Origin of the sequence: Spartinivicinus poritis, assembly GCF_028858535.1 — a bacterium.
Lineage (GTDB): Bacteria > Pseudomonadota > Gammaproteobacteria > Pseudomonadales > Zooshikellaceae > Spartinivicinus > Spartinivicinus poritis.
This window is the reverse complement of record NZ_JAPMOU010000022.1, coordinates 85657-106324: the sequence shown is the minus strand read 5'-3', so window position 1 is coordinate 106324 and position 20668 is coordinate 85657. Positions and strand designations below refer to the sequence as shown.

Annotated in this window: 16 protein-coding genes; 5 read left to right on the top strand and 11 right to left on the bottom strand. The window is 41.2% G+C overall.

Annotation, left to right across the window (positions count from 1 at the left end; genetic code table 11):
- Positions 1-98: 98 nt before the first annotated feature.
- From ORQ98_RS16885 to tkt, 10 genes are all read right to left on the bottom strand, one after another.
- On the bottom strand, positions 99-440 hold the full coding sequence (locus ORQ98_RS16885; RefSeq protein WP_274689977.1) for a NirD/YgiW/YdeI family stress tolerance protein: 342 nt from the start codon (positions 438-440) through the stop codon (positions 99-101).
- Between the two features lie 197 nt (positions 441-637).
- The gene (locus tag ORQ98_RS16880) at positions 638-1387 is read right to left on the bottom strand and encodes an ABC transporter permease subunit (protein WP_425347692.1); all 750 of its coding nucleotides are present in this window, start codon (positions 1385-1387) and stop codon (positions 638-640) included.
- A 71-nt stretch (positions 1388-1458) separates the two neighbouring features.
- Entirely contained in the window at positions 1459-2373 is a 915-nt protein-coding gene (locus ORQ98_RS16875; protein WP_274689976.1) for an ABC transporter permease subunit, read from the bottom strand.
- Positions 2370-3512: a polyamine ABC transporter ATP-binding protein gene (potA, locus tag ORQ98_RS16870; RefSeq protein ID WP_274689975.1), complete on the bottom strand. Its 1143-nt coding sequence runs from the start codon at positions 3510-3512 to the stop codon at positions 2370-2372. Before potA ends, ORQ98_RS16875 begins: the two co-directional genes overlap by 4 nt.
- 226 nt (positions 3513-3738) lie before the next feature.
- Positions 3739-5085, bottom strand: coding sequence for a glutamine synthetase family protein (locus tag ORQ98_RS16865; RefSeq protein WP_274689974.1), 1347 nt, complete (start codon positions 5083-5085; stop codon positions 3739-3741).
- Between the two features lie 147 nt (positions 5086-5232).
- The gene (locus ORQ98_RS16860; RefSeq protein WP_274689973.1) at positions 5233-7197 is read right to left on the bottom strand and encodes a M12 family metallopeptidase; all 1965 of its coding nucleotides are present in this window, start codon (positions 7195-7197) and stop codon (positions 5233-5235) included.
- Between the two features lie 248 nt (positions 7198-7445).
- Positions 7446-8510, bottom strand: coding sequence for a class II fructose-bisphosphate aldolase (fba, locus tag ORQ98_RS16855; protein WP_274689972.1), 1065 nt, complete (start codon positions 8508-8510; stop codon positions 7446-7448).
- A gap of 116 nt (positions 8511-8626) precedes the next feature.
- The gene (locus tag ORQ98_RS16850) at positions 8627-9799 is read right to left on the bottom strand and encodes a phosphoglycerate kinase (protein ID WP_274689971.1); all 1173 of its coding nucleotides are present in this window, start codon (positions 9797-9799) and stop codon (positions 8627-8629) included.
- Positions 9800-9827: 28 nt separating this feature from the next.
- Positions 9828-10844 carry a type I glyceraldehyde-3-phosphate dehydrogenase gene (locus ORQ98_RS16845; RefSeq protein WP_274689970.1) on the bottom strand — a complete coding sequence of 339 codons (1017 nt, stop codon included), beginning with the start codon at positions 10842-10844 and terminating at the stop codon, positions 9828-9830.
- Positions 10845-10924: 80 nt separating this feature from the next.
- Positions 10925-12931 (bottom strand): transketolase, encoded by a 2007-nt coding sequence (tkt, locus tag ORQ98_RS16840; RefSeq protein ID WP_274689969.1) that lies wholly within the window; start codon positions 12929-12931, stop codon positions 10925-10927.
- 414 nt (positions 12932-13345) lie between these two features.
- On the opposite strand from tkt, the gene ORQ98_RS16835 reads away from it, so the two are divergent.
- Together ORQ98_RS16835 and ORQ98_RS16830 are read left to right on the top strand one after the other, a co-directional pair.
- The gene (locus ORQ98_RS16835) at positions 13346-14101 is read left to right on the top strand and encodes a substrate-binding periplasmic protein (RefSeq protein WP_274689968.1); all 756 of its coding nucleotides are present in this window, start codon (positions 13346-13348) and stop codon (positions 14099-14101) included.
- Between the two features lie 80 nt (positions 14102-14181).
- Positions 14182-14370: a DUF1289 domain-containing protein gene (locus ORQ98_RS16830; protein ID WP_274689967.1), complete on the top strand. Its 189-nt coding sequence runs from the start codon at positions 14182-14184 to the stop codon at positions 14368-14370.
- 6 nt (positions 14371-14376) lie between these two features.
- Here ORQ98_RS16830 and ORQ98_RS16825 read toward each other — a convergent pair whose 3' ends face one another.
- Positions 14377-16362 carry an ATP-binding protein gene (locus ORQ98_RS16825; protein ID WP_274689966.1) on the bottom strand — a complete coding sequence of 662 codons (1986 nt, stop codon included), beginning with the start codon at positions 16360-16362 and terminating at the stop codon, positions 14377-14379.
- A gap of 457 nt (positions 16363-16819) precedes the next feature.
- Between ORQ98_RS16825 and ORQ98_RS16820 the strand changes: the two genes are divergently transcribed.
- Genes ORQ98_RS16820 through ahcY form a run of 3 tightly spaced genes read left to right on the top strand, consistent with a single transcriptional unit; the run spans position 16820 to position 20435 of the window.
- Positions 16820-17845, top strand: coding sequence for an ArsR/SmtB family transcription factor (locus ORQ98_RS16820; RefSeq protein WP_274689965.1), 1026 nt, complete (start codon positions 16820-16822; stop codon positions 17843-17845).
- A gap of 23 nt (positions 17846-17868) precedes the next feature.
- Positions 17869-19032: a methionine adenosyltransferase gene (gene metK / locus ORQ98_RS16815; RefSeq protein WP_274689964.1), complete on the top strand. Its 1164-nt coding sequence runs from the start codon at positions 17869-17871 to the stop codon at positions 19030-19032.
- A 35-nt stretch (positions 19033-19067) separates the two neighbouring features.
- Positions 19068-20435, top strand: coding sequence for an adenosylhomocysteinase (gene ahcY, locus ORQ98_RS16810; RefSeq protein WP_274689963.1), 1368 nt, complete (start codon positions 19068-19070; stop codon positions 20433-20435).
- Positions 20436-20668: the final 233 nt, after the last annotated feature.

Below are 20668 nucleotides of genomic sequence, written 5' to 3'. Positions count from 1 at the left end.
CAGTTGCTGTCTTTTCTGCTCATCTCCAGTCAGTGGCGGCGCATTCTACGCACTTCTGAGTTTAAGTCAACAGCTAAGTGAAAATAATTCACTATAGTTTATTTTTTAGCCAAATCTAAAAGACGAACCTGCTCTACATCTACTCCTATAGGCCCGTTTGACTCAACCTCAACTTCTCCAACAATCTCGACAGCCTTATCAACAACTGGCTGCTCTTGAGGCCACTCTTCGATATCAATCTCTACTTGTACTTGTCCTGTCTGATCTTTGAACAAATAGGTTTCATGAGACAGTTGCTTTACAATATAGCCTTGCATGATTACTTTTTGATCAGATACAGGATGGCTTTTTACGCCTGCAACAGTTGAAACTACTTGTGCATATGTCTGCACAGACAAACAAACCAAGACAGCAGTAATTACCTTTACCATGATTTTCATCCCATTACTCCATAAATAATAAGTCCACAAACAATAAGTCCATAAACTAAAAGCCATATGCTTTGGACATTGATTAACGCATTTTATTAGCGTGAACTAAAAAACTATGGAATACCTTACGGACTTCTACCTGACTATTTAGGTAAAGCCCGTAATTGAAACAGGGATTAACTTTATGAAGTACTAGGGACAGGTAACTATAACTGTTGTCGTTGCTTAAGCTCTGCTTTCCTAGCAAACCACCAAGCCATAAAAGCTACCAAAGAAACAATCAAGATAATCAATGTAGCAAGAGCATTGATTTTAGGGCTCACACCTAAACGTACTGAAGAGAACACAACCATTGGCAGTGTTGTAGCACTCGGCCCAGATACAAAGCTTGCAATAACTAGGTCATCCAGCGACAAAGTGAATGCTATCAGCCAACCCGATAATAGTGCTGGAGCAATCACTGGAACAGTAATAAGAAAAAAAGTTTTAAGTGGCGATGCTCCAAGATCCATTGCGGCCTCTTCCAACGAAGTATCCATTTCTTTCAGTCGCGATGAGACCACTACAGCCACATAAGCTGTACAAAAAGTGACATGAGCAATCCAGATGGTCAACATGCCTCTCTCGGCAGGCCAACCAAATGCCTGTGACATTGCAACGAACAATAATAGCAGCGATAAGCCAGTAATCACATCTGGCATAACCAAGGGTGCTGTGATCATACTGCTAAATGCAGTTTTCCCTTTAAACCGCCGATACCGCACGATAATATAAGCGGCCATGGTACCCAGCACGACCGCCATACAGGCTGACATAAAAGCTATGCGCAAGCTCATCCATACTGCTGCTATTAACTGTCGATCACTGAATAGCTCCAAATACCACTTTGTGGAAAAGCCAGCCCATACTGTAACTAACTTAGACTCATTAAAAGAGTAAATTATTAACAGCACCATTGGCAGATAAAGAAATAACAAGCCAAAAGCCAGCACATAATTTGAAAAAGTTAAACGACTCTTTCTCACTGCTAGCTCTCCAATTCTTTTGCTTGATATTTTTGGAAAAAAGTTATCGGAATAATCAACAATGCCAGCATAACCATGGCAAGTGCCGCAGCTATAGGCCAATCACGATTATTAAAGAACTCTTGCCAAAGCACCTTACCAATCATCAACGATTCAGGCCCTCCTAATAACTCGGGGATAACAAATTCTCCTACTACAGGGATAAACACCAGCATTGAGCCTGCAATAATGCCATTTTTTGACAGCGGTAATGTTACTTTTAAAAATGTTTGCCACGGTTTCGCTCCTAAATCAGCAGACGCCTCCAGCAAAGAGTGATCTAGTTTCGTCAAAGTGGCATAGATTGGCAGCACCATAAATGGCAGATAGGTATACACAACACCAACATATACAGCAAAATTAGTATTTAGCATGGGTAAAGGATTATCAATAATCCCCAACCACATAAGCAAATTATTGATCAACCCATTATTTTTTAATATCCCTATCCAAGCATAAACTCGAATTAAAAAAGAAGTCCATGAAGGTAATAATATTGAGAGCAATAAGATAGCTTTCCATTTATCTGATGCTTGTGCCATCGCATAAGCCATTGGATATCCCAGCAACAAACAGAATATTGCTGAGAAAAACGCAATTTTTAGTGAACTTATGTAAGCAGCTAAATAAAGATCATCCTCTAACAAAAACAAATAATTACCCAAATTCAGGATAATTTTGACTGTTTCATCCACATATTGAAATACATCAGAATAAGGGGGTATTGCAGTTTCTGCTTCAGACAGACTTATTTTTAATACAATAATAAAAGGAACCAAGAAGAATACTAACAGCCAGCTATAAGGTATCCCCACAATAAAGCTGCGCCCGGAGGGTATCCACCGCAAAAGGCTATGTTTATTGATATTAAAGCTCATGATGTAAGCACCACACCACTGTCATCTTCCCAGCTGATATAAACTGGCTCATCCCAGGTCGGCCGGTCCATTTTACGCTCTACATTCGCCATGGTGGACTGAATAATTGTGTCATTAGCCAATTTGATGTAATAAACAGAGTGGCCACCTAAGTAGGCAATGTCGTGTACAACCCCTTTTGCCCAATTGTATTGACCTCTTGGCTTAGCTGTAGTGACAAGCGTCTTTTCTGGACGAATGGCAACATAGACCCACTTTTCATCTAATGCACTAATAATACCGTGACTGAAATAAATATCTCGTTCTAGCTGTGGGGAACTGATGATGACATGATCTGCTTCGTCTTTTACTAACTCACCCTCAAAGATGTTGACTGAGCCAATAAACTCCGCCGTCATACGACAGTTAGGGGTTTCATAAATATCAACCGGTGTTCCTACCTGAACGATCCAACCATCATTCATAATGCCAATCCGTTCTGCCATGGTCATCGCTTCTTCTTGATCATGAGTGACCATAATGCAGGTAACGCCGACTTCTTCAAGAATTTGCACTACCTCTAACTGCATTCTACTTCGAAGCTTTTTGTCTAAAGCGCCCATTGGTTCATCAAGTAGCAATAGTTTAGGTCTTTTGGCCAAGCTTCTGGCTAACGCGACACGCTGCTTTTGACCGCCTGATAACTGATGCGGCTTTCGCTTCGCATATTGTTCCATATGCACCAGTTTAAGCATTTCATTTACCCGAGCCAAAATCTGCTCTTTGGGCAGATTATCTTGCTTTAGCCCAAAAGCGATATTTTGCTCAACTGTCATGTGAGGGAACAGCGCATAAGACTGAAACATCATATTAATTGGTCGCTGATAAGGGGGGAAATCCGTTATATCTTCACCATCAAGATAGATTCTCCCTGCAGTTGGCTGCTCAAAACCAGCTAACATCCTCAACAAGGTTGACTTGCCTGAGCCTGAGCCACCCAGCAGCGCAAAAATTTCACCTTTTTTAATTTCAAGCGACACATCATCCACTGCTAAAGTGGTACCAAACTGTTTGGTAAGTTGTTTAATTTCTACCAACATGTGATCACGCTGAGGCGGCAGCCCTTTATCTAACAGGCCCCCCACAACCGTCTCTACCATAATTCGCTATTCTCCAGTTCGAGGTTATTTCAGGGCCTATTGAAGTTTGCTTGCAGAAATACATCAATAGACCCTAAGTAAGAATCTTTCGCGAAGGGTATACCGGCTTGACACTGGAAAGCAAAAAGTTGAGAAATAAATTTTTATTAGCAAACGTCTATTTATCTGTCTTACTTGGCTCTTATTTAATCCAAACCTTATGTATCAGCAACTGCATAGTTTTCAATCAAACTGAAAGCAGTAAGTATTTGCGCTCCCAAGAGCTAATAATACGTTTAAAGTTTTCACTTTCTGTTTCTTTTACCGCCACATAAGCATCAACAAACTTTTGACCCAGCATGTCATATAAGGGCTTGCACTGTTCAAAGCCCATCAAGGCATGCTCTAAACTTAACGGCAAACTGTAATTTTCCAACTCATGAGCATTACCGGTTGACGGTGCACTGGACTTTAAATTTTCAAGCATACCCATGTAACCACATATTAATGACCCTGCAACCGCTAAATAAGGGTTAGCATCAGCCCCTGCCAGCCGGTTTTCTACCCGGCGATTTTCAGGTAACGACTCTGGCACCCGAAATGCGACTGTTCGATTATCAACCCCCCACTCAACATTTAAAGGGGCCGACTCGCCAGGTAAAAATCGTCGATAGGAATTAACATTAGGAGCAAACAGCGGCATAGCACTTGGAATATATTTTTGTAACCCACCAATAAAACTCTCAAACAATGGCGTACTTCTGCCACTGTCATCATTGAAAATATTTTGGTCAGTTTTACAGTCATGCACACTTAGGTGAATATGCATCGCACTACCAGGTTCATCCGTAATAGGCTTAGCCATAAAAGTAGCAGTGACACTATGTTTAAGTGCTACCTCTCGTACTGTTCGCTTAAATAGAAACACCTGATCAGCTAAGGTGAGAGCATCACCATGCTGAAAATTAATTTCCATCTGGGCAGTACCCTCTTCATGGATCAAGGTATCCACATCCAGCCCTTGAGCCTCACAGTAGTCGTATACATCTTCAAACAATGGGTCAAACTCATTGACCGCATCAATACTAAACGACTGGCGTCCTGTTTCTTGTCGACCGGAACGCCCAACTGGAGGCTCTAACGGGTGATCTGGATTAATATTAGTCTTGGTTAAATAGAACTCTAGTTCTGGTGCAATAATCGGTTTCCAGCCTTTTTCCTCATATAGCTTAAGAATTTTCTTTAACAAATTACGAGGTGACAGATCAATCGGATTATCATGTTTATCATATACATCATGAATTATCTGAGCAGTGGGCTCTTGCGCCCAAGGCACTAAATAAGCTGCATTAGGATCTGGCAGTAGTTTAATATCAACTTCAGCAGGGTCAGTTAATTTATAATACAGCTCATCAGCAACATAGTCCCCCGTTACCGTTTGAATTAAAACCGCTTCGGGTAACCTGATTCCCATATCCTGACAAAACTTGTTTGCAGGCATTATTTTCCCTCTAGCAATACCCGTAAAGTCAGCAATTAGACACTCTACTTCAGTAATATTATGTTTTTTGATCCAAGCTTTAATTGACTCCATAGCTGTCTCTATCATTTTTCTATTTTTTATCAACTTACAATGAATATAGTCGTCGCTCATGATACAACAAAAAAAGCTACCAAAGTGGTAGCTTTAAGCGAAAGATAGATAGTAGCGATTAGCTGTGCTTAGCTGATTTTTAGTAACTTATCTTGCCTTTAATAACAGGCGCAGCTCTGACAGATTTTCTTTAGTTATCCACAACCAACGTTGATTATTACCACCATGATACTTCCACAGCCCTATTTTGAGCTGACGGACATAAAAGTCCAACACCTGTTCTTTGTTAGCCGCACTACGGATAATTTCTTTATCGACTTGCCAGATGTTTAATTTACTATCCTTACAAGGAGCTACAAAACTAATCGCACCATTAGCGGCTTTAGAAACCTGCAAGCAGTGATTTGGATGAGACTTAGGCATTATTCTACCAGCACTGTCTTTATTCCACAGCTGATTATCCTTACCCTGGCAATAATTAGGTTTCACAGCATATTGGGCATTTTCCAGGCGGTTTTTAGTCACAGTCACACAAGCACCTAACTTAGAGACCAAGAGCTTATAAGGTTTCTGACTGCCATCATCCTTAACAACTAAGGTAAAGCGATCTTCTGCTGTACCACCACTGGTACTAAAGACTGACAATTTTACATTGGCTTTACCCACTGCATCTTTAAGTGGTTTCATTTCCAGTAAGAACTTACTAGGTACCTGGGTTTTCTTAATAACCAAGTTGCTATCAGGTAACAATGCCTGATTATCAGAGTTTGGTACAAAAGTGAGGTCACTTGGCTCAGCACCTTTTACCATGAAGCTAGCACTGTAAGTTTGATTTTTCGGTATTTCTGCACTGCCCTTACTAAAACTCACTGATAATTTACTACTGCCATCATCCTTCACTATTAGGGTGAATTTAGCTTCAGCAACCCCACCATCAAAATCAAATACAGTAATCGTAACGACCGCCGTCCCTGTAGCAGTCGCTAAAGGTTTCATATGGAGAATATAACTGCCTTTTTGCGAGCCTTTTTTCAACTCAAGGTTAGAGTCTGGCAACAATGCTTGATTATTAGAATTGGTTACAATTGACAATTTGTCATAATCATCATCAATGATTTCCAGGGGTAAATCATAAGTCTGACCTTTTTTAATTTCAGCTTTCTTATACTTCAACTGAATTTTAGGGTCTTTACCAGGGCCAGGGCCCGGATCTCCATCAGGATACAAATAATTAACGCCAACAACATCTTTGTCACTTAGCCCGCTACGATTACCCAGTTTATCTGCTGGAACATTTGGGTCTTTAGGAGTGATTGTGGGTCGTCGGTTTTTAGAAAATGCGTAAGCAGAATAATGCATGACTGAATAATAATCATAAGGCCCTACTTTTAAATCGGTATCGGCTTTTCTAAAGTTTCCCTCCATACCTGACTGTATATTATTCCAATGAATAGTAACGTAATTATCACGGTCCGCTCGGGACTGTTCATGATAAAAACCTAAGGCATGTAAAAATTCATGGGCAATAATACCTTGATAAACACAACCAGGGTAACTGAGCGATAGCTGTTGTTGCCTGCCTGTCATACCGACATAAGACCAACAACCAGAGCCATTAATCACTTTTACATAGTTACTTTGATTCGTTCTCTTTACAAACTTAACATTAGTTTTTGAGGCAACATATTTAAGTGCAGCTTCAATTTTTGATCTACCTTGGCTGGGATAATTAGAGTCTATTTGATAATAAAGCACGCCATTAGGCCACAAGCTGCGTTTATTTTTAGTTGGCGCACTAAACTCATTGACTGCTTCGCCATCTTCCCCAACATCATCAATTTCAGTCCATGGTGATACTTCAAATGATGGCACACCATATTGCTGTACTTCTTCATGGGTGCCTAAAATAATATCTCCTTCATAAATAGCTAAACCATCTATTACCTGGTAATAAATTCGCTCACCAGTACCATTTAGATAAGTGAAATCAATAGGAGCATTAATATAACGATTAATTTCGTGCTCTGTTTGCTCCGCATAAAGTCCTGTGCTCCCCAGCACAGAAGCCGACAATAATACAGCTGCCGTGTGCTTTAAATTAAGGTAATGCATTTGCTAACTCCTTGCATATCGAACACCTAAATTTAACGATATTCAGGTGTTGGTGATTATCCAACTCATGCAAGTGTAATTATAGAAATAACAGGTTTTATTGAGGTTAAAAACAAGAGAAGTGGTTCACAGGTTTATAGGAACAATCTGTAATATATGGCTAGCTAGTTTGTTACAGTTTCTGAAAATAAAAGCGGCTACATCCTACAAAGAATATAGCCGCTTAAGATTATTAAAAAAAACTCTTATTAATTCACTTTTGGATCTAATTCGCCAGCTGAATAAAGTTGAAACATTTTTTCCAAGCTCAGCGGCTTAATTTTGCTGGCTTGGCCTGCAGTGCCAAATGCTTCATAGCGTGCTACACAAATATCTTTCATTGCTTTGGTGGCTACAGTCAGATATTTACGTGGGTCAAACTCAGATTTATGAGTAGCTAAAAAACGACGAATAGCACCTGTAGAAGCTAATCGTAAGTCAGTATCAATATTCACTTTACGCACACCATACTTGATGCCTTCCTGAATTTCTTTTACTGGCACGCCATAAGTCTCTGGAATTTCCCCTCCAAACTCATTAATCACTGCTAGCCAATCCTGTGGTACGGAAGAAGAACCATGCATCACCAGGTGAGTATCAGGAATACGCTCATGAATCGCTTTTATACGCTCAATCGCTAAAATGTCACCAGTTGGTTCACGGGTAAATTTATAAGCACCATGACTGGTACCAATCGCAATAGCCAGTGCGTCTACTTTCGTTGCTTTAACAAAGTCAGCCGCTTCTTCTGGGTCTGTCAGCATTTGGTCATGACTTAGCGTACCTTCTGCACCAATACCATCTTCTTCTCCAGCCTGGCCTGTTTCTAATGAACCCAAGCACCCCAATTCACCTTCGACAGAAACACCACAGGCATGAGCCATTTCAACAGTACGACGAGTAACGTCAACATTGTATTCATAAGAAGTTGGTGTTTTACCATCTTCACCTAACGAGCCATCCATCATTACTGAAGAAAAACCTAGTTGAATGGAACGCTGGCACACGGCAGGAGAAGTACCATGGTCCTGGTGCATCACTACTGGAATATGAGGAAATTCTTCAATTGCAGCCAAAATCAAATGCCGCAAGAAAGGCGCCCCCGCATACTTTCTTGCCCCTGCAGATGCTTGAACAATTACCGGGCTATTGGTTTGATCAGCCGCTTCCATGATCGCGCGCATTTGCTCCAGGTTGTTGACATTAAATGCTGGAACACCATAACCATGCTCGGCTGCATGGTCCAGCATCTGTCGCATACTAATCAGTGCCATCTTCAGTCCTCAAAGTAATGGCGGCAACTTCAAAACTGCCGCGATTCATATATAAAAGTGCAAGCTGCGTGGATTTGTACACCCTACAAGTGGGGTATACTTTTATTACGTTATTATTATGAACGTCGCTCTTTGGCGCGCTCTTCTAATATTGCTACTGCTGGCAAGGTTTTCCCTTCTACATACTCCAAGAAAGCACCACCCCCAGTAGAAATATAGGACACCTGTTGTTTGATACCGTATTTATCTACTGCAGCCAAGGTATCCCCCCCGCCAGCAATAGAGAAAGCTGCACTATCTGCAATCGCCAAGGATAATGCTTTAGTGCCTTCACCAAACTGATCAAATTCAAACACCCCAACCGGACCATTCCAGATAATGGTATTCGCATCTGCCAAAATGGTGTTGAACTGTTGAGAGGTTTGTGGCCCAACATCAAAAATCATGTCATCTTCAGCTACATCAGATACACCTTTCAGCTCTGCTGCTGCAGACTCAGAAAATTCTTTGCCTGTTACTACATCAACAGGTAAGGGGATATCCGTTTGTTCCATTAGTTTTTTGGCTTCTGGAATCAGATCAGCTTCATACAAAGATTTGCCTACTGGATGGCCAGCGGCAGCAAGAAATGTATTGGCAATGCCACCACCCACAATAATTTTATCAGCAACCTTGGCAAGAGACTCTAATACAGTGAGTTTAGTGGAAACTTTTGAGCCACCAACAATAGCTACCAAAGGTTTCTCTGGATTATCTAGCGCTTTGCCCAATGCATCCAATTCATTAACCAATAACGGGCCAGCACAAGCAACAGGCGCATATTTAGCTACCCCATGGGTTGAAGCTTGGGCTCGATGAGCAGTGCCAAATGCATCCATCACATAAACATCACATAGACTGGCCATTTGCTTGGCTAACTGGTCATCATTTTTCTTTTCGCCTTGGTTAAAGCGAACATTTTCCAGCAGTACTACTTCACCAGCTTCTAACTCAACACCATTTAACCAGTCTCGCTCTAGTCTTACTGGCTTGTCTAGCAACTTAGCTAAGTAATCGGCGACAGGTGCTAGCGAATACTCTTCAGCAAATTCACCTTCTGTTGGTCTCCCCAAGTGGGACATCACCAACACTTTGGCACCAGCCTCCACTGCCTGTTGAATAGTGGGCAAGGCAGCACAAATTCGTGCATCGCTGGTTACTTTTCCCTCTTTTACTGGCACATTTAAGTCTTCACGGATTAGCACCCGCTTGCCAGCAAGATCAAGATCCTTCATTTGGATCACAGCCATTGAAATCCCCCTTAAAATACAACAGCAGTTATATATTTAACCAATGATAACTGACATCTAACATTCTATTAGCAAACGCCCACTCATTATCAAACCAGGCAATCACTTTTACCATATTAGTGCCACTAACCTTAGTTTGAGTTAAGTCGACAATTGCCGAGCGATCATCATGATTAAAATCACACGACGCCAGTGGTTCATCTGTTACTCCCATTAACCCTTGTAATCGACCATGGCAGGCATCTCGAATGACTTCATTAACATCAGCCACATTAGTTGCTCTGCTTACCTGTACAGTTAAGTCCATGGCTGAAACATTAATGGTTGGTACGCGCATGGCTAATGCCTGAAATTTTCCGGCAAGACTCGGCAGCAACCGGTCAATCCCTTTTGCTAGACCAGTATCTACTGGAATAATTGACTGCAAAGCACTGCGCGTTAGCCGTAAATTACTGTGATGATAGGCATCAATGACTGGCTGATCATTCATAGCTGAGTGAATGGTCGTTATAGTACCGTGCTCAATACCAAATGTGTCGTCTAACGTTTTAATGACCGGCACAATACAATTAGTTGTACATGACGCACTGGAAACAATTTGATGACTGGCCTGAAGCGTTTCTTCATTCACACCATATACAATAGTCGCATCTACCGACTCAGGCTCAGCAGGCTGAGAAAATAGCAATCGAGGTGTTCCGCTTGCTAAGTGTTGCTCTGCAGTTTGTCGGTCAGTAAAAGAGCCTGTGCATTCCAGCACTAAGTCGATGCCTAGCTCTTTCCAAGGCAACTTCGTTGGATCTGGCTGATTAATCACTTGAATAGGGTCAATATTAATTACCAAGTGATCACGTTGTCGTTTTACTGAAGCAGGAAAGCGACCATGGGTAGTATCATAACGGGTGAGATAGGTAATAGTATCTAAATCTGATAACTCATTAATTGCCACCACCTGCATGTGTTGACGGTGACTGGTTTCGTACAATGCTCTTAATACGCTTTGGCCAATCCGACCATAGCCATTGATAGCTAAACGAAATGCCATGTTAGCTAATTTCCGATGTTTACAAATGACCGAATAACAGCAGCAAAAATAGAAAAGGCGGTAAATACCGCCTTTTTGTTTTACTCTATGTTGAGCAAATCTTCCGCTACTGTGACAACATTTTCAACTGTAAAGCCGAATTCTTTGAATAAGTCACCAGCAGGCGCAGACTCACCAAATGTCTGCATACCCACTACACGACCATCCAAACCTACATACTTGTACCAGTAGTCAGCATGAGCCGCTTCAATAGCTACTCTGGCTGATACCTCTAAAGGTAACACTTGTAGCTTATACTCTACATCTTGCGCTTCGAATACATCAGTTGATGGCATAGAAACCACTCTTACCTTTGTACCTTTGTTTGCTAGCTGCTCTGCTGCTTCCATAGCCAAGCCAACTTCTGAACCAGTGGCAATTAAAATTAGCTCTGGCAAGCCATCACAATCACGAAGGATATAACCACCTTTCGCAACATTTGCTAGCTGCTCATCACTACGCGCCTGATGTGGCAAGCCTTGGCGAGAGAATACCAGAGAAGTTGGACCATCTTTACGCTCAATCGCTGCTTTCCACGCTACTGCAGACTCAACCGTATCACAAGGGCGCCATAGCGACATATTAGGGGTAGTTCTTAAGCTGGCCATTTGCTCAACCGGTTGGTGAGTGGGGCCATCTTCGCCTAAACCAATAGAGTCGTGGGTATAAACAAAGATGCTGCGCTGCTTCATTAATGCAGCCATCCGCACGGCATTACGGGCATACTCCATAAAGATTAAGAAAGTCGCACCGTAAGGAACAAAGCCACCATGTAAGGCAATACCGTTCATAATGGCAGACATACCAAATTCACGGACACCATAAAAGATGTAGTTACCGCTGGCATCTTCTTTCGCTACACCTTTGCTGTCCTTCCATAAAGTCAGGTTAGAGCCAGCCAAGTCAGCAGAACCACCTAATAACTCAGGCAATAATGGACCATAGGCATTCAAAGTGTTTTGAGAAGCTTTCCGGCTAGCCAGAGTTTCCCCTTTGCTTTGACATTCTTTAATGTAAGCTTCTGCTTGTTCAGCAAAGTCAGATGGTAATTCACCTGCTAAACGACGTTCTAGTTCTGCAGCTAACTCCGGGTGTGCTTCTTTATATGCAGCAAACGCTGTATTCCATTCTTGCTCTATGGTCTGGCCTTTTGCTTTACCATCCCAGTCTTGATAAATATTTTCTGGGATTTCAAATGGGCCATGAGTCCAGCCTAGTTTTTCACGGGTTAAGGCAATTTCATCATCACCTAATGGGGCACCGTGACAAGACTCTTTACCTTCTTTATTTGGTGAACCAAAGCCAATAATAGTTTTGCAGCAAATTAAAGTCGGCTGATTTGGGTTGGCTCTTGCAGCTTCAACTGCTTGTTTGATTGCTTCTGCATCATGGCCATCTACACCAGGAATCACCTGCCAGCCATAAGACTCGAAACGCTTTGGCGTGTCATCGGTAAACCAGCCTTCGACTTCACCATCGATAGAAATACCATTGTCGTCATAAAAAACGATTAGCTTGCCTAGCCCCAAAGTACCGGCTAAAGAGCATACTTCGTGGGAGATACCTTCCATCAAGCAGCCATCGCCAGTGAAAGCATAAGTGTAGTGATCAACGACTTCATGCTCATCGCGATTAAATTGAGCGGCCAGTGTTTTTTCGGCAATTGCCATCCCCACGGCATTCGCTATTCCTTGCCCTAGAGGCCCGGTAGTGGTTTCTATCCCTGGTGCATAGCCAAATTCTGGGTGGCCGGCTGTTTTTGAGTGTAATTGACGGAAGTTTTTCAGATCGTCGATTGATAGATCATAACCAGTAAGGTGCAACAAAGAATAAAGCAGCATAGAGCCATGGCCATTAGACAGCACAAAGCGGTCACGGTTAACCCAGTTAGGGTTAGCAGGGTTATGTTGCAAGTATTCGCACCAGAGTACTTCAGCAATATCAGCCATTCCCATTGGCGCACCAGGGTGGCCACTTTTGGCTTTTTGTACTGCATCCATACTTAATGCACGAATGGCATTGACGCGCTCTTGACGGGTCGACGACATGAAATAGTCTCCTACAACCTAATTGGAGGGTGTTGCAAAGCACTTAATTTATGGCCATTTGACTCATGAACTTTTGCAACCCCTACTTAGCAAGTTAACTTTGGAACAGCTTTGAAAAAACGGCCAATATTGTCTCTTTTTCTGGCTTTATCAGCAAATGTATTAACCGCAAAATGGCAACGGATTGACTCACTCACAGCAAACTGACGTAGCGGTCAGCTTTCAGCCTGCCCAACCCATCAAGAAAAAGGTGTTCCCTAGTTTTGGTTCACTATAGTTACTTTCCAAAAAGAATTGTCTCTTGACTAAATAGTTACTTCCTCAACTGCAGAAAGTTTTCCAACTATGCTTAAAGAAACTTAGGTATGACGAGCAAAACCTGTGACATCATTGAGAAAGAGGCTTAGTGTATTATTGAGCGGAATACTGGTGCTCACCCCCTCTATCGTTTTAGCCTGTCCTCTCCAACAGTTAACTTACATTACTGAAGACTACCCACCTCATAATTTTATGAAAAATGGTACATTACAGGGAGTATCAGTTGACCTATTGGTTATTGCAACAAAATCTATTAATTGCCCTATTACAGCAGCTGATATCAAGCTTATGCCATGGACCCGAGGATACAACATGGCGCTTAACCGCCCTAATATCGTACTATTTGGGATGACCAAGATTAAGGAGCGGGAAAAGCTATTTAAATGGGTCTGTTCTTATATGAATACTCAAGTTGTGTTAACCGCTAGAAAAGATGCAGGAATTAATATTCGCAATAAAAATGACCTAAATCGTCTGACCATTGGGGTAGTAAAAGATGATATTGCAGAAAAACTATTTCGAGGGTTAGATTTAAATCCAGATAATTTTAAATATGGCAATAATCATCCAGAAACATTGGCAAAAATGTTAGTTTCTCATCGATTTGATGCCTGGGGATATGATATCAACGTAGCCAGCTGGATCCTGACAAGGCTAGGCTATAACCTAAATGACTTTGAAACAATCTATTCATTCAAGCCTGTTCCTACTTGTTATGCCTTTAGTAAAAGCACAGCTGATACTACTGTTCAACTACTACAAAAAGCGTTTAATACCGTTTACCAACAAAAAGGGAAGTCAAACAACACATTGCTTAAAGAAATTTACGCCAAATATGGATTAATTAATTGAATTATTTCTTTTTCTGCCTCTCAAACTAATTGATCAGCTAACTATTAAAAAATAATCGAACTCAAAGGGAGTACGCTTTTATGAGTAGTCACAAGCCTTCAATCACGGGCTCTCCTTGTGTACGCAACTGCTGCTTGGATAATAATGATGTATGTATTGGTTGTTTTCGCTCGTTAGCAGAAATTATGGAGTGGCATACTGCGACAGAAATGAGGCGCAAACAAATCTTAGAAAATTCGGTCAGAAGAAAAAAAGAAGCTCATCAATAAAATTCTTTACCTTCCTTTAACTACTGTTACGTCTGAAATACTATTATTTTCCTCAACAGTTTCATAAGAAAGTATTCTATCTATTTCACTAGCAATTTTAGCTTTAGTAATTGGTTTGGTAATAACACCATTCATGCCAGCCTCGAGACATAAATCTTTATCCTCAGGCATTACATTAGCTGTTAATGCAATGATAGGTATTTTACCTTTCTTTCCGGCAAGTTTTCTAATTTGTTTCGTTGCTTCGATGCCATCCAGCACTGGCATATGCATATCCATAAACACAATATCAAACTGCTGGTTTAGTATTTGAGTAATTGCCGCTTTGCCATTTTCTGTAATCACTACACTAAACCCTAATTTATTTAACACCGCCCTAGCAATCATTTGATTACTAGGAGTATCATCTACCACTAATACATGTTTGTTATAGTCTCTTGCCTGTTTCTTATCAGCCATATCAGATGTGACTGTACTTTCAGATACTACCGCTGGTTCTAATGGAAGTTTTAAAGTAAAAGTTGAGCCTTCACCAGGTTTACTGCTCACTAGTAACTCACCATTCAGCAACTGCGTTAACTGATGACTAATAGCCAAACCCAATCCTGAGCCGCCATAATTGCGAGTACTGGTATGTTCGACCTGATAAAAGCCTTTAAAAATGTTATTAATATGCTTTTCATTAATACCTATTCCGGTATCACGCACATTAATAAAAATACAGTTTTTATAGTTTATAACTACCGAGTCAACATCAACGACAATACAACCTCTATAAGTAAACTTCACCGCATTGCCCACCAAGTGCAACAAAATTTGTCTTAAACGCCCCTCATCACCAATATAATAATCAGCTACTCTTTCATTACACTTCAAAAAAAACTTAACATTCTTCTGCTCTGCCGATTGTGAAAATAATAGTTTCATTTCCTCTAGCAGTTTTTTCAGTGGAAATTTTTTATTTTCTATTGTTACTTTTCCTGCTTCTAAACTCGAGTAGACCAAAATATCATCTATCACTGATAATAGTGACTTACTAGACTGGTAGATTAATTTAATATAACTAGATCGTTCATTATTGGTATTAGGTGTTTCTAAAAGCAATTCAGCCGTCGCCAAGACCCCATTAAGAGGAGTTCTTATCTCATGACTCATGTTCGCCAAGAATGAGCTTTTCTCTTCACCTACAGCCTTTGCATATTCAAGGCTTTCTGCTAAGTAGTTTACTTCTTTTGCTAACTCGCCTATTTCATCATTTGACTCTACTTCACAACGCCTAGACAGTTTACCACTTGTCATCTCTTTAATACTGGCGATAGCTACTGATAACCGTTTAGCAGTCTTTCTTACGTAAAATACGCTCAGTAAAAAAACAAGAGTACAGGACACAAAGGTAATACATAAAAAAACAATCAAACTACTCTTTGCATGAGACTCAACCAAACCTGCTCTTTCAGCTAAGTTTTGATCTAGGGATGACATCAAACCACTAAATTTTTTAATTATTTCACTATACTTTAACGTCAGCTGAGCCATTGCTGTGTAGGCATTATCTACATTTGTAAAAGCCTGACGAAATAAAGAAGACGTCATCGCATTGTAACTCGTCATATTTGAAATTAAACTATTAAGCTTATCCGCTGGAAAAGCCTTGTCTGTATTACTTATTTCCTCTGCCAACACCGATACACAATTGAGTGCATTTTCAGCGCTTTTTAGTCGATCCTGAACATTTCTGTAATAACTCTGCTTATCAATACCCAATTGAAATTCACGCAAGCTGTCGTAAATTAATGCATGGTTAGTTGCAAACTCAGAGTACGCATGAATGAGCTGAGCATAATGGTCAAGCTTCTGTTCCTGAAATTCCTTAACAAAGAAGGACTGCTCAATATAGATATACACAAAATTGGATGAAACCAACAACATTACCAATAGAAAACAAATCGGGAACATTAACATCTTTGTACGAATTGACCCGAACCGTTTCATCTAGCAATCCCGAGCGACTATTAATAAAACTAAGTAAGATGCTCTTAAAAAAAGAATTGCGGTAAAAAAAATAAAACTATCATAAAAGAGTAATATCCTTTGCATTAATATGCTACACGCTCCCTGTTTGTAGGCTTTTGTATTTAAATTATAGTCAAGCTTTTTCTTTCTATTTACTTACTAGGGCCTGTTAACACTATTTGAATCACTACTGCCGGAGGCTATTTTTCTGTCCAGCAAGGCACAAGGCATGCTGTGTAGTCATTCTACATAAATGACTCGTAACAGGGCTGGGCGGAAAAACAATCTCGGCCCGAACGGTTATGGCTGTATCACTAATACCAGAGCCGCGACAGTTAGGCTGCAGAACCCCTTATCTCTATCCCAGTAGAATCTATATCAAAAAATTTTGATATAGATGTTGTGACTAGTTTAAGCAACTGCTACACTGGCTGCCATGACTACCCACTCGTTATCTCAAGACAGCATAGCTCCCCCAACGAGCCAAGCTCCAGTCAGCTCTGAAACTCTGGCCAGTTTTTGTAAGGCCAGCGCTGATCCTCTACGGCTTGATATCTTACGGGTGCTTAAAGCAGATTCATTTGGTGTGTTGGAGCTGTGCGCAATTCTCGATATTAAGCAGTCAGCCCTTAGCCATCACTTAAAACTAATGGCAAAGGCCGGTTTAGTGACAACCCGTCGAGAAGGGAACACGATTTTTTATCGACGAGAGTGGCCTAAACCAGACCAGGCTACTGCTCAATTGCTAACGACTCTTTATAAGACTGTTGACCTGCTCCCTATAAGCACAGCAACTCACGATAGGCTCCAGCAAGTTAAGCAACAACGAGCAGAAACAGCTAGAGCCTTCTTTGCAAAATTTGCTGATAAATTCCGGCAGCAGCAGGAATTAATTGCAGAATACGACATTTATGCTGCCAGTATTAAAGAAGTCCTGACTACTCTGGCAATTCCTGAAAATAGTACAGCTGTTGAAATTGGACCAGGTGAAGGCCAATTTTTAAAAGTATTATCCCCTTTATATGAGCAGGTAATTGCTGTTGACATTTCTCAGGAAATGCTAGAGAAAGCTAAGTTGTTTGCCGCAGACCAGCAGCTAAATAATATTCAGTTTATTCATCAAGAAGCTGTCGACGCTTTAGCAACGCCTCTAACAGCTAACTGTATAGTGATGAATATGGTACTACACCATGTACCCTCTCCCGCTGAGTTATTTATTAAAGCAAGTGAAGTATTAATACCTGGTGGCTCATTATTAATTAGTGACTTATGTGCCCATGATCAAAGCTGGGTACAACAAGCCTGCGGTGACATGTGGTTGGGCTTTGCTGAAGATGAAGTAAATGGCTGGGTCCAGCAGACTGACCTTGAGCCACAAGAAAGTCTGTACCTGGGATTGCGCAATGGATTTCAACTCCAGGTGCGGCATTTTATTAAGCCAGCATCAAATATAACGAACTAACCCATTAATTTAGGAAAGAACCAATGAGCGAATATTCTGTATTTACTTCTGAGTCTGTCTCAGAAGGACACCCCGATAAAGTGGCAGACCAAATTTCAGATGCAATATTAGACGCCATTATTGCAGACGATAAAGACGCCCGGGTTGCAGTAGAAACGCTAGTTAAAACTGGAATGGTTTTAGTTGCTGGCGAAGTACGTACAGAAACATACGTCGATATTGAAGACCTGGTGCGCGAAGTTGTACTGGATATTGGATATAACCACTCTGAAATGGGCTTTGATGGCGCTTCTTGCGCAGTCATGAATGCTATTGGCAAGCAGTCACCTGATATTGCCATAGGTGTGGATGAAGCCGAACATAAAGAGATGGGTGCCGGCGACCAAGGCTTAATGTTTGGTTATGCCACTAATGAAACGGATGTACTAATGCCTGCTCCTATTACCTACGCCCACCTCCTGGTTAAACGTCAGGCTGAAGTAAGAAAAAATGGCATTCTTCCTTGGCTAAGACCAGATGCTAAAAGCCAAGTAACTTTTTTATATGACCAACAAGGCAAACCCTGCGGTATTGATGCTGTTGTGTTATCTACTCAACACGAAGATGGGATTAAACAGTCAGAAATACGCGAGGCCGTATTAGAAACGATTATTCAACCAGTGTTACCTGAAGAATGGTTAACTCCACAAACCAAATATTTTATTAATCCTACTGGTAAATTTGTTATTGGTGGCCCGGTAGGTGACTGCGGATTAACTGGCCGGAAAATTATTGTGGACACCTACGGTGGTATGGCTCGTCATGGTGGTGGTGCATTTTCTGGCAAAGACCCATCAAAAGTCGACCGCAGTGCTGCCTATGCAGGCCGCTATGTAGCCAAAAACATTGTTGCAGCTGAACTTGCTGATCGATGTGAAATTCAAGTTTCTTATGCCATTGGTATAGCAGAACCAACTTCCATTAGTGTGAATACTTTTGGCACCGGTAAAATTAGCGATGACCAAATCATCGAACTGATTCGAGAGCACTTCGATCTGCGCCCTAAAGGCTTAATTGATATGCTTGACTTAAAGCGCCCCATTTATAGATCTACAGCAGCTTATGGTCACTTCGGTCGTAAAGAAGCCAAGTTTACTTGGGAAAAAACTGATAAAGCCGATATTTTGAAGCAAGCAGCTAAAATCTAACCCAATTTTAACTAACTCTTTACAGGTATGAGCTCATGGCTAACGACTATAAAGTAGCAGATATCTCTCTCGCTGACTGGGGACGCAAAGAAATTAAAATTGCCGAATCTGAAATGCCAGCACTCATGGCTATTCGTCGCAAATACAGCGACAGCAAGCCACTGGCTGGCGCCAAGATTCTTGGCTGCATTCATATGACCATCCAAACTGCAGTATTAATTGAAACTCTGGTTGAACTGGGGGCAGAAGTGCGCTGGTCATCTTGTAATATTTTCTCCACTCAAGATCACGCAGCTGCGGCTATTGCTGCCAGTGGCACACCTGTTTTTGCCTGGAAAGGCGAAACTGAAGAAGAATACGTTTGGTGTATTGAACAAACTATTCTTAAAGATGGCAAACCATGGGATGCCAATATGGTGCTGGACGATGGTGGTGACTTAACAGAAATCCTGCATAATAAATATCCTGATATGCTGGACCATATCCACGGTATTTCTGAAGAAACCACCACAGGTGTACATCGTCTGTTAGACATGTTGGAAAAAGGTACTTTAAAAGTGCCTGCAATTAATGTTAATGACTCAGTTACCAAGTCTAAAAATGACAACAAATACGGCTGTCGTCATAGTTTAAATGATGCCATTAAACGGGCAACAGACCACCTGCTATCAGGTAAGAAAGCCTTAGTTATTGGTTATGGGGATGTAGGTAAAGGCTCTGCTGCTTCACTACGTCAAGAAGGCATGATTGTTAAGGTAACAGAGATCGACCCTATTTGCGCCATGCAAGCTTGTATGGATGGCTTTGAAGTGGTTTCACCTTATATTAATGGCGTTAATACAGGCAATCCAGAAGGTATTAACCGTGAATTATTAGGTACAACCGATTTATTAGTAACCACTACAGGCAATGTGCATGTATGTGATCAAAATATGTTACAAGCACTAAAATGTGGTGCAGTTGTTTGTAACATTGGTCATTTTGATACCGAAATCGATACGGCTTTTATGCGCAAAAACTGGGAGTGGGAAGAAATCAAACCCCAGGTACATAAAATCCATCGCAACCCAGCAACTGAAGATCATATTTTACTACTATCGGAAGGTCGCCTAGTTAACTTAGGGAACGCAACAGGCCACCCATCCCGAATTATGGACGGCTCGTTTGCCAACCAAGTATTAGCGCAAATTCACTTATACCAAGATAAATTTGGTGAATTATCTGCTGACGAAAAACCACAGAACCTATATGTAAAAATTCTACCAAAAAAACTGGACGAAGAAGTTGCCCGTTATATGGTAGAAGGCTTTGGTGGGGTTATTACCCAAATGACCGAAGAGCAGGCTAAATATGTAAATACCCCTGTTGAAGGGCCATTTAAACCAGATAATTATAAATACTAAATTATTCTTCTTTACACCCTCCCCCTTTACTAAAGGGGGATTGAGGGGGATTTTTACATACAAATAAGACAGATATCATTCAAAAAATCTGGCTCCTTTAAATCCTCCTAGAACCCCTTTATCAAAGGGGGAAGCAACTTACTCAACACGCTCTGTGAGGTAGAAGGGACTGAGTCCTTTTGCAACAGTGTGAATTAAAATCAGCTTCGGGAAAGCAACAGCATTGCTTCTAA

Excerpts from the sequence above, each read along its gene's own strand:
- ORQ98_RS16885 (WP_274689977.1), bottom strand. The coding sequence starts at position 440 with ATGAAAATCATGGTAAAGGTAATTACTGCTGTCTTGGTTTGTTTGTCT.
- ORQ98_RS16880 (WP_425347692.1), bottom strand. The coding sequence starts at position 1,387 with ATGGTGCTGTTAATAATTTACTCTTTTAATGAGTCTAAGTTAGTTACA.
- ORQ98_RS16875 (WP_274689976.1), bottom strand. The coding sequence starts at position 2,373 with ATGAGCTTTAATATCAATAAACATAGCCTTTTGCGGTGGATACCCTCC.
- potA (WP_274689975.1), bottom strand. The coding sequence starts at position 3,512 with ATGGTAGAGACGGTTGTGGGGGGCCTGTTAGATAAAGGGCTGCCGCCT.
- ORQ98_RS16865 (WP_274689974.1), bottom strand. The coding sequence starts at position 5,085 with ATGGAGTCAATTAAAGCTTGGATCAAAAAACATAATATTACTGAAGTA.
- ORQ98_RS16860 (WP_274689973.1), bottom strand. The coding sequence starts at position 7,197 with ATGCATTACCTTAATTTAAAGCACACGGCAGCTGTATTATTGTCGGCT.
- fba (WP_274689972.1), bottom strand. The coding sequence starts at position 8,510 with ATGGCACTGATTAGTATGCGACAGATGCTGGACCATGCAGCCGAGCAT.
- ORQ98_RS16850 (WP_274689971.1), bottom strand. The coding sequence starts at position 9,799 with ATGGCTGTGATCCAAATGAAGGATCTTGATCTTGCTGGCAAGCGGGTG.
- ORQ98_RS16845 (WP_274689970.1), bottom strand. The coding sequence starts at position 10,844 with ATGGCATTTCGTTTAGCTATCAATGGCTATGGTCGGATTGGCCAAAGC.
- tkt (WP_274689969.1), bottom strand. The coding sequence starts at position 12,931 with ATGTCGTCGACCCGTCAAGAGCGCGTCAATGCCATTCGTGCATTAAGT.
- ORQ98_RS16830 (WP_274689967.1), top strand. The coding sequence starts at position 14,182 with ATGAGTAGTCACAAGCCTTCAATCACGGGCTCTCCTTGTGTACGCAAC.
- ORQ98_RS16825 (WP_274689966.1), bottom strand. The coding sequence starts at position 16,362 with ATGAAACGGTTCGGGTCAATTCGTACAAAGATGTTAATGTTCCCGATT.
- ORQ98_RS16820 (WP_274689965.1), top strand. The coding sequence starts at position 16,820 with ATGACTACCCACTCGTTATCTCAAGACAGCATAGCTCCCCCAACGAGC.
- metK (WP_274689964.1), top strand. The coding sequence starts at position 17,869 with ATGAGCGAATATTCTGTATTTACTTCTGAGTCTGTCTCAGAAGGACAC.
- ahcY (WP_274689963.1), top strand. The coding sequence starts at position 19,068 with ATGGCTAACGACTATAAAGTAGCAGATATCTCTCTCGCTGACTGGGGA.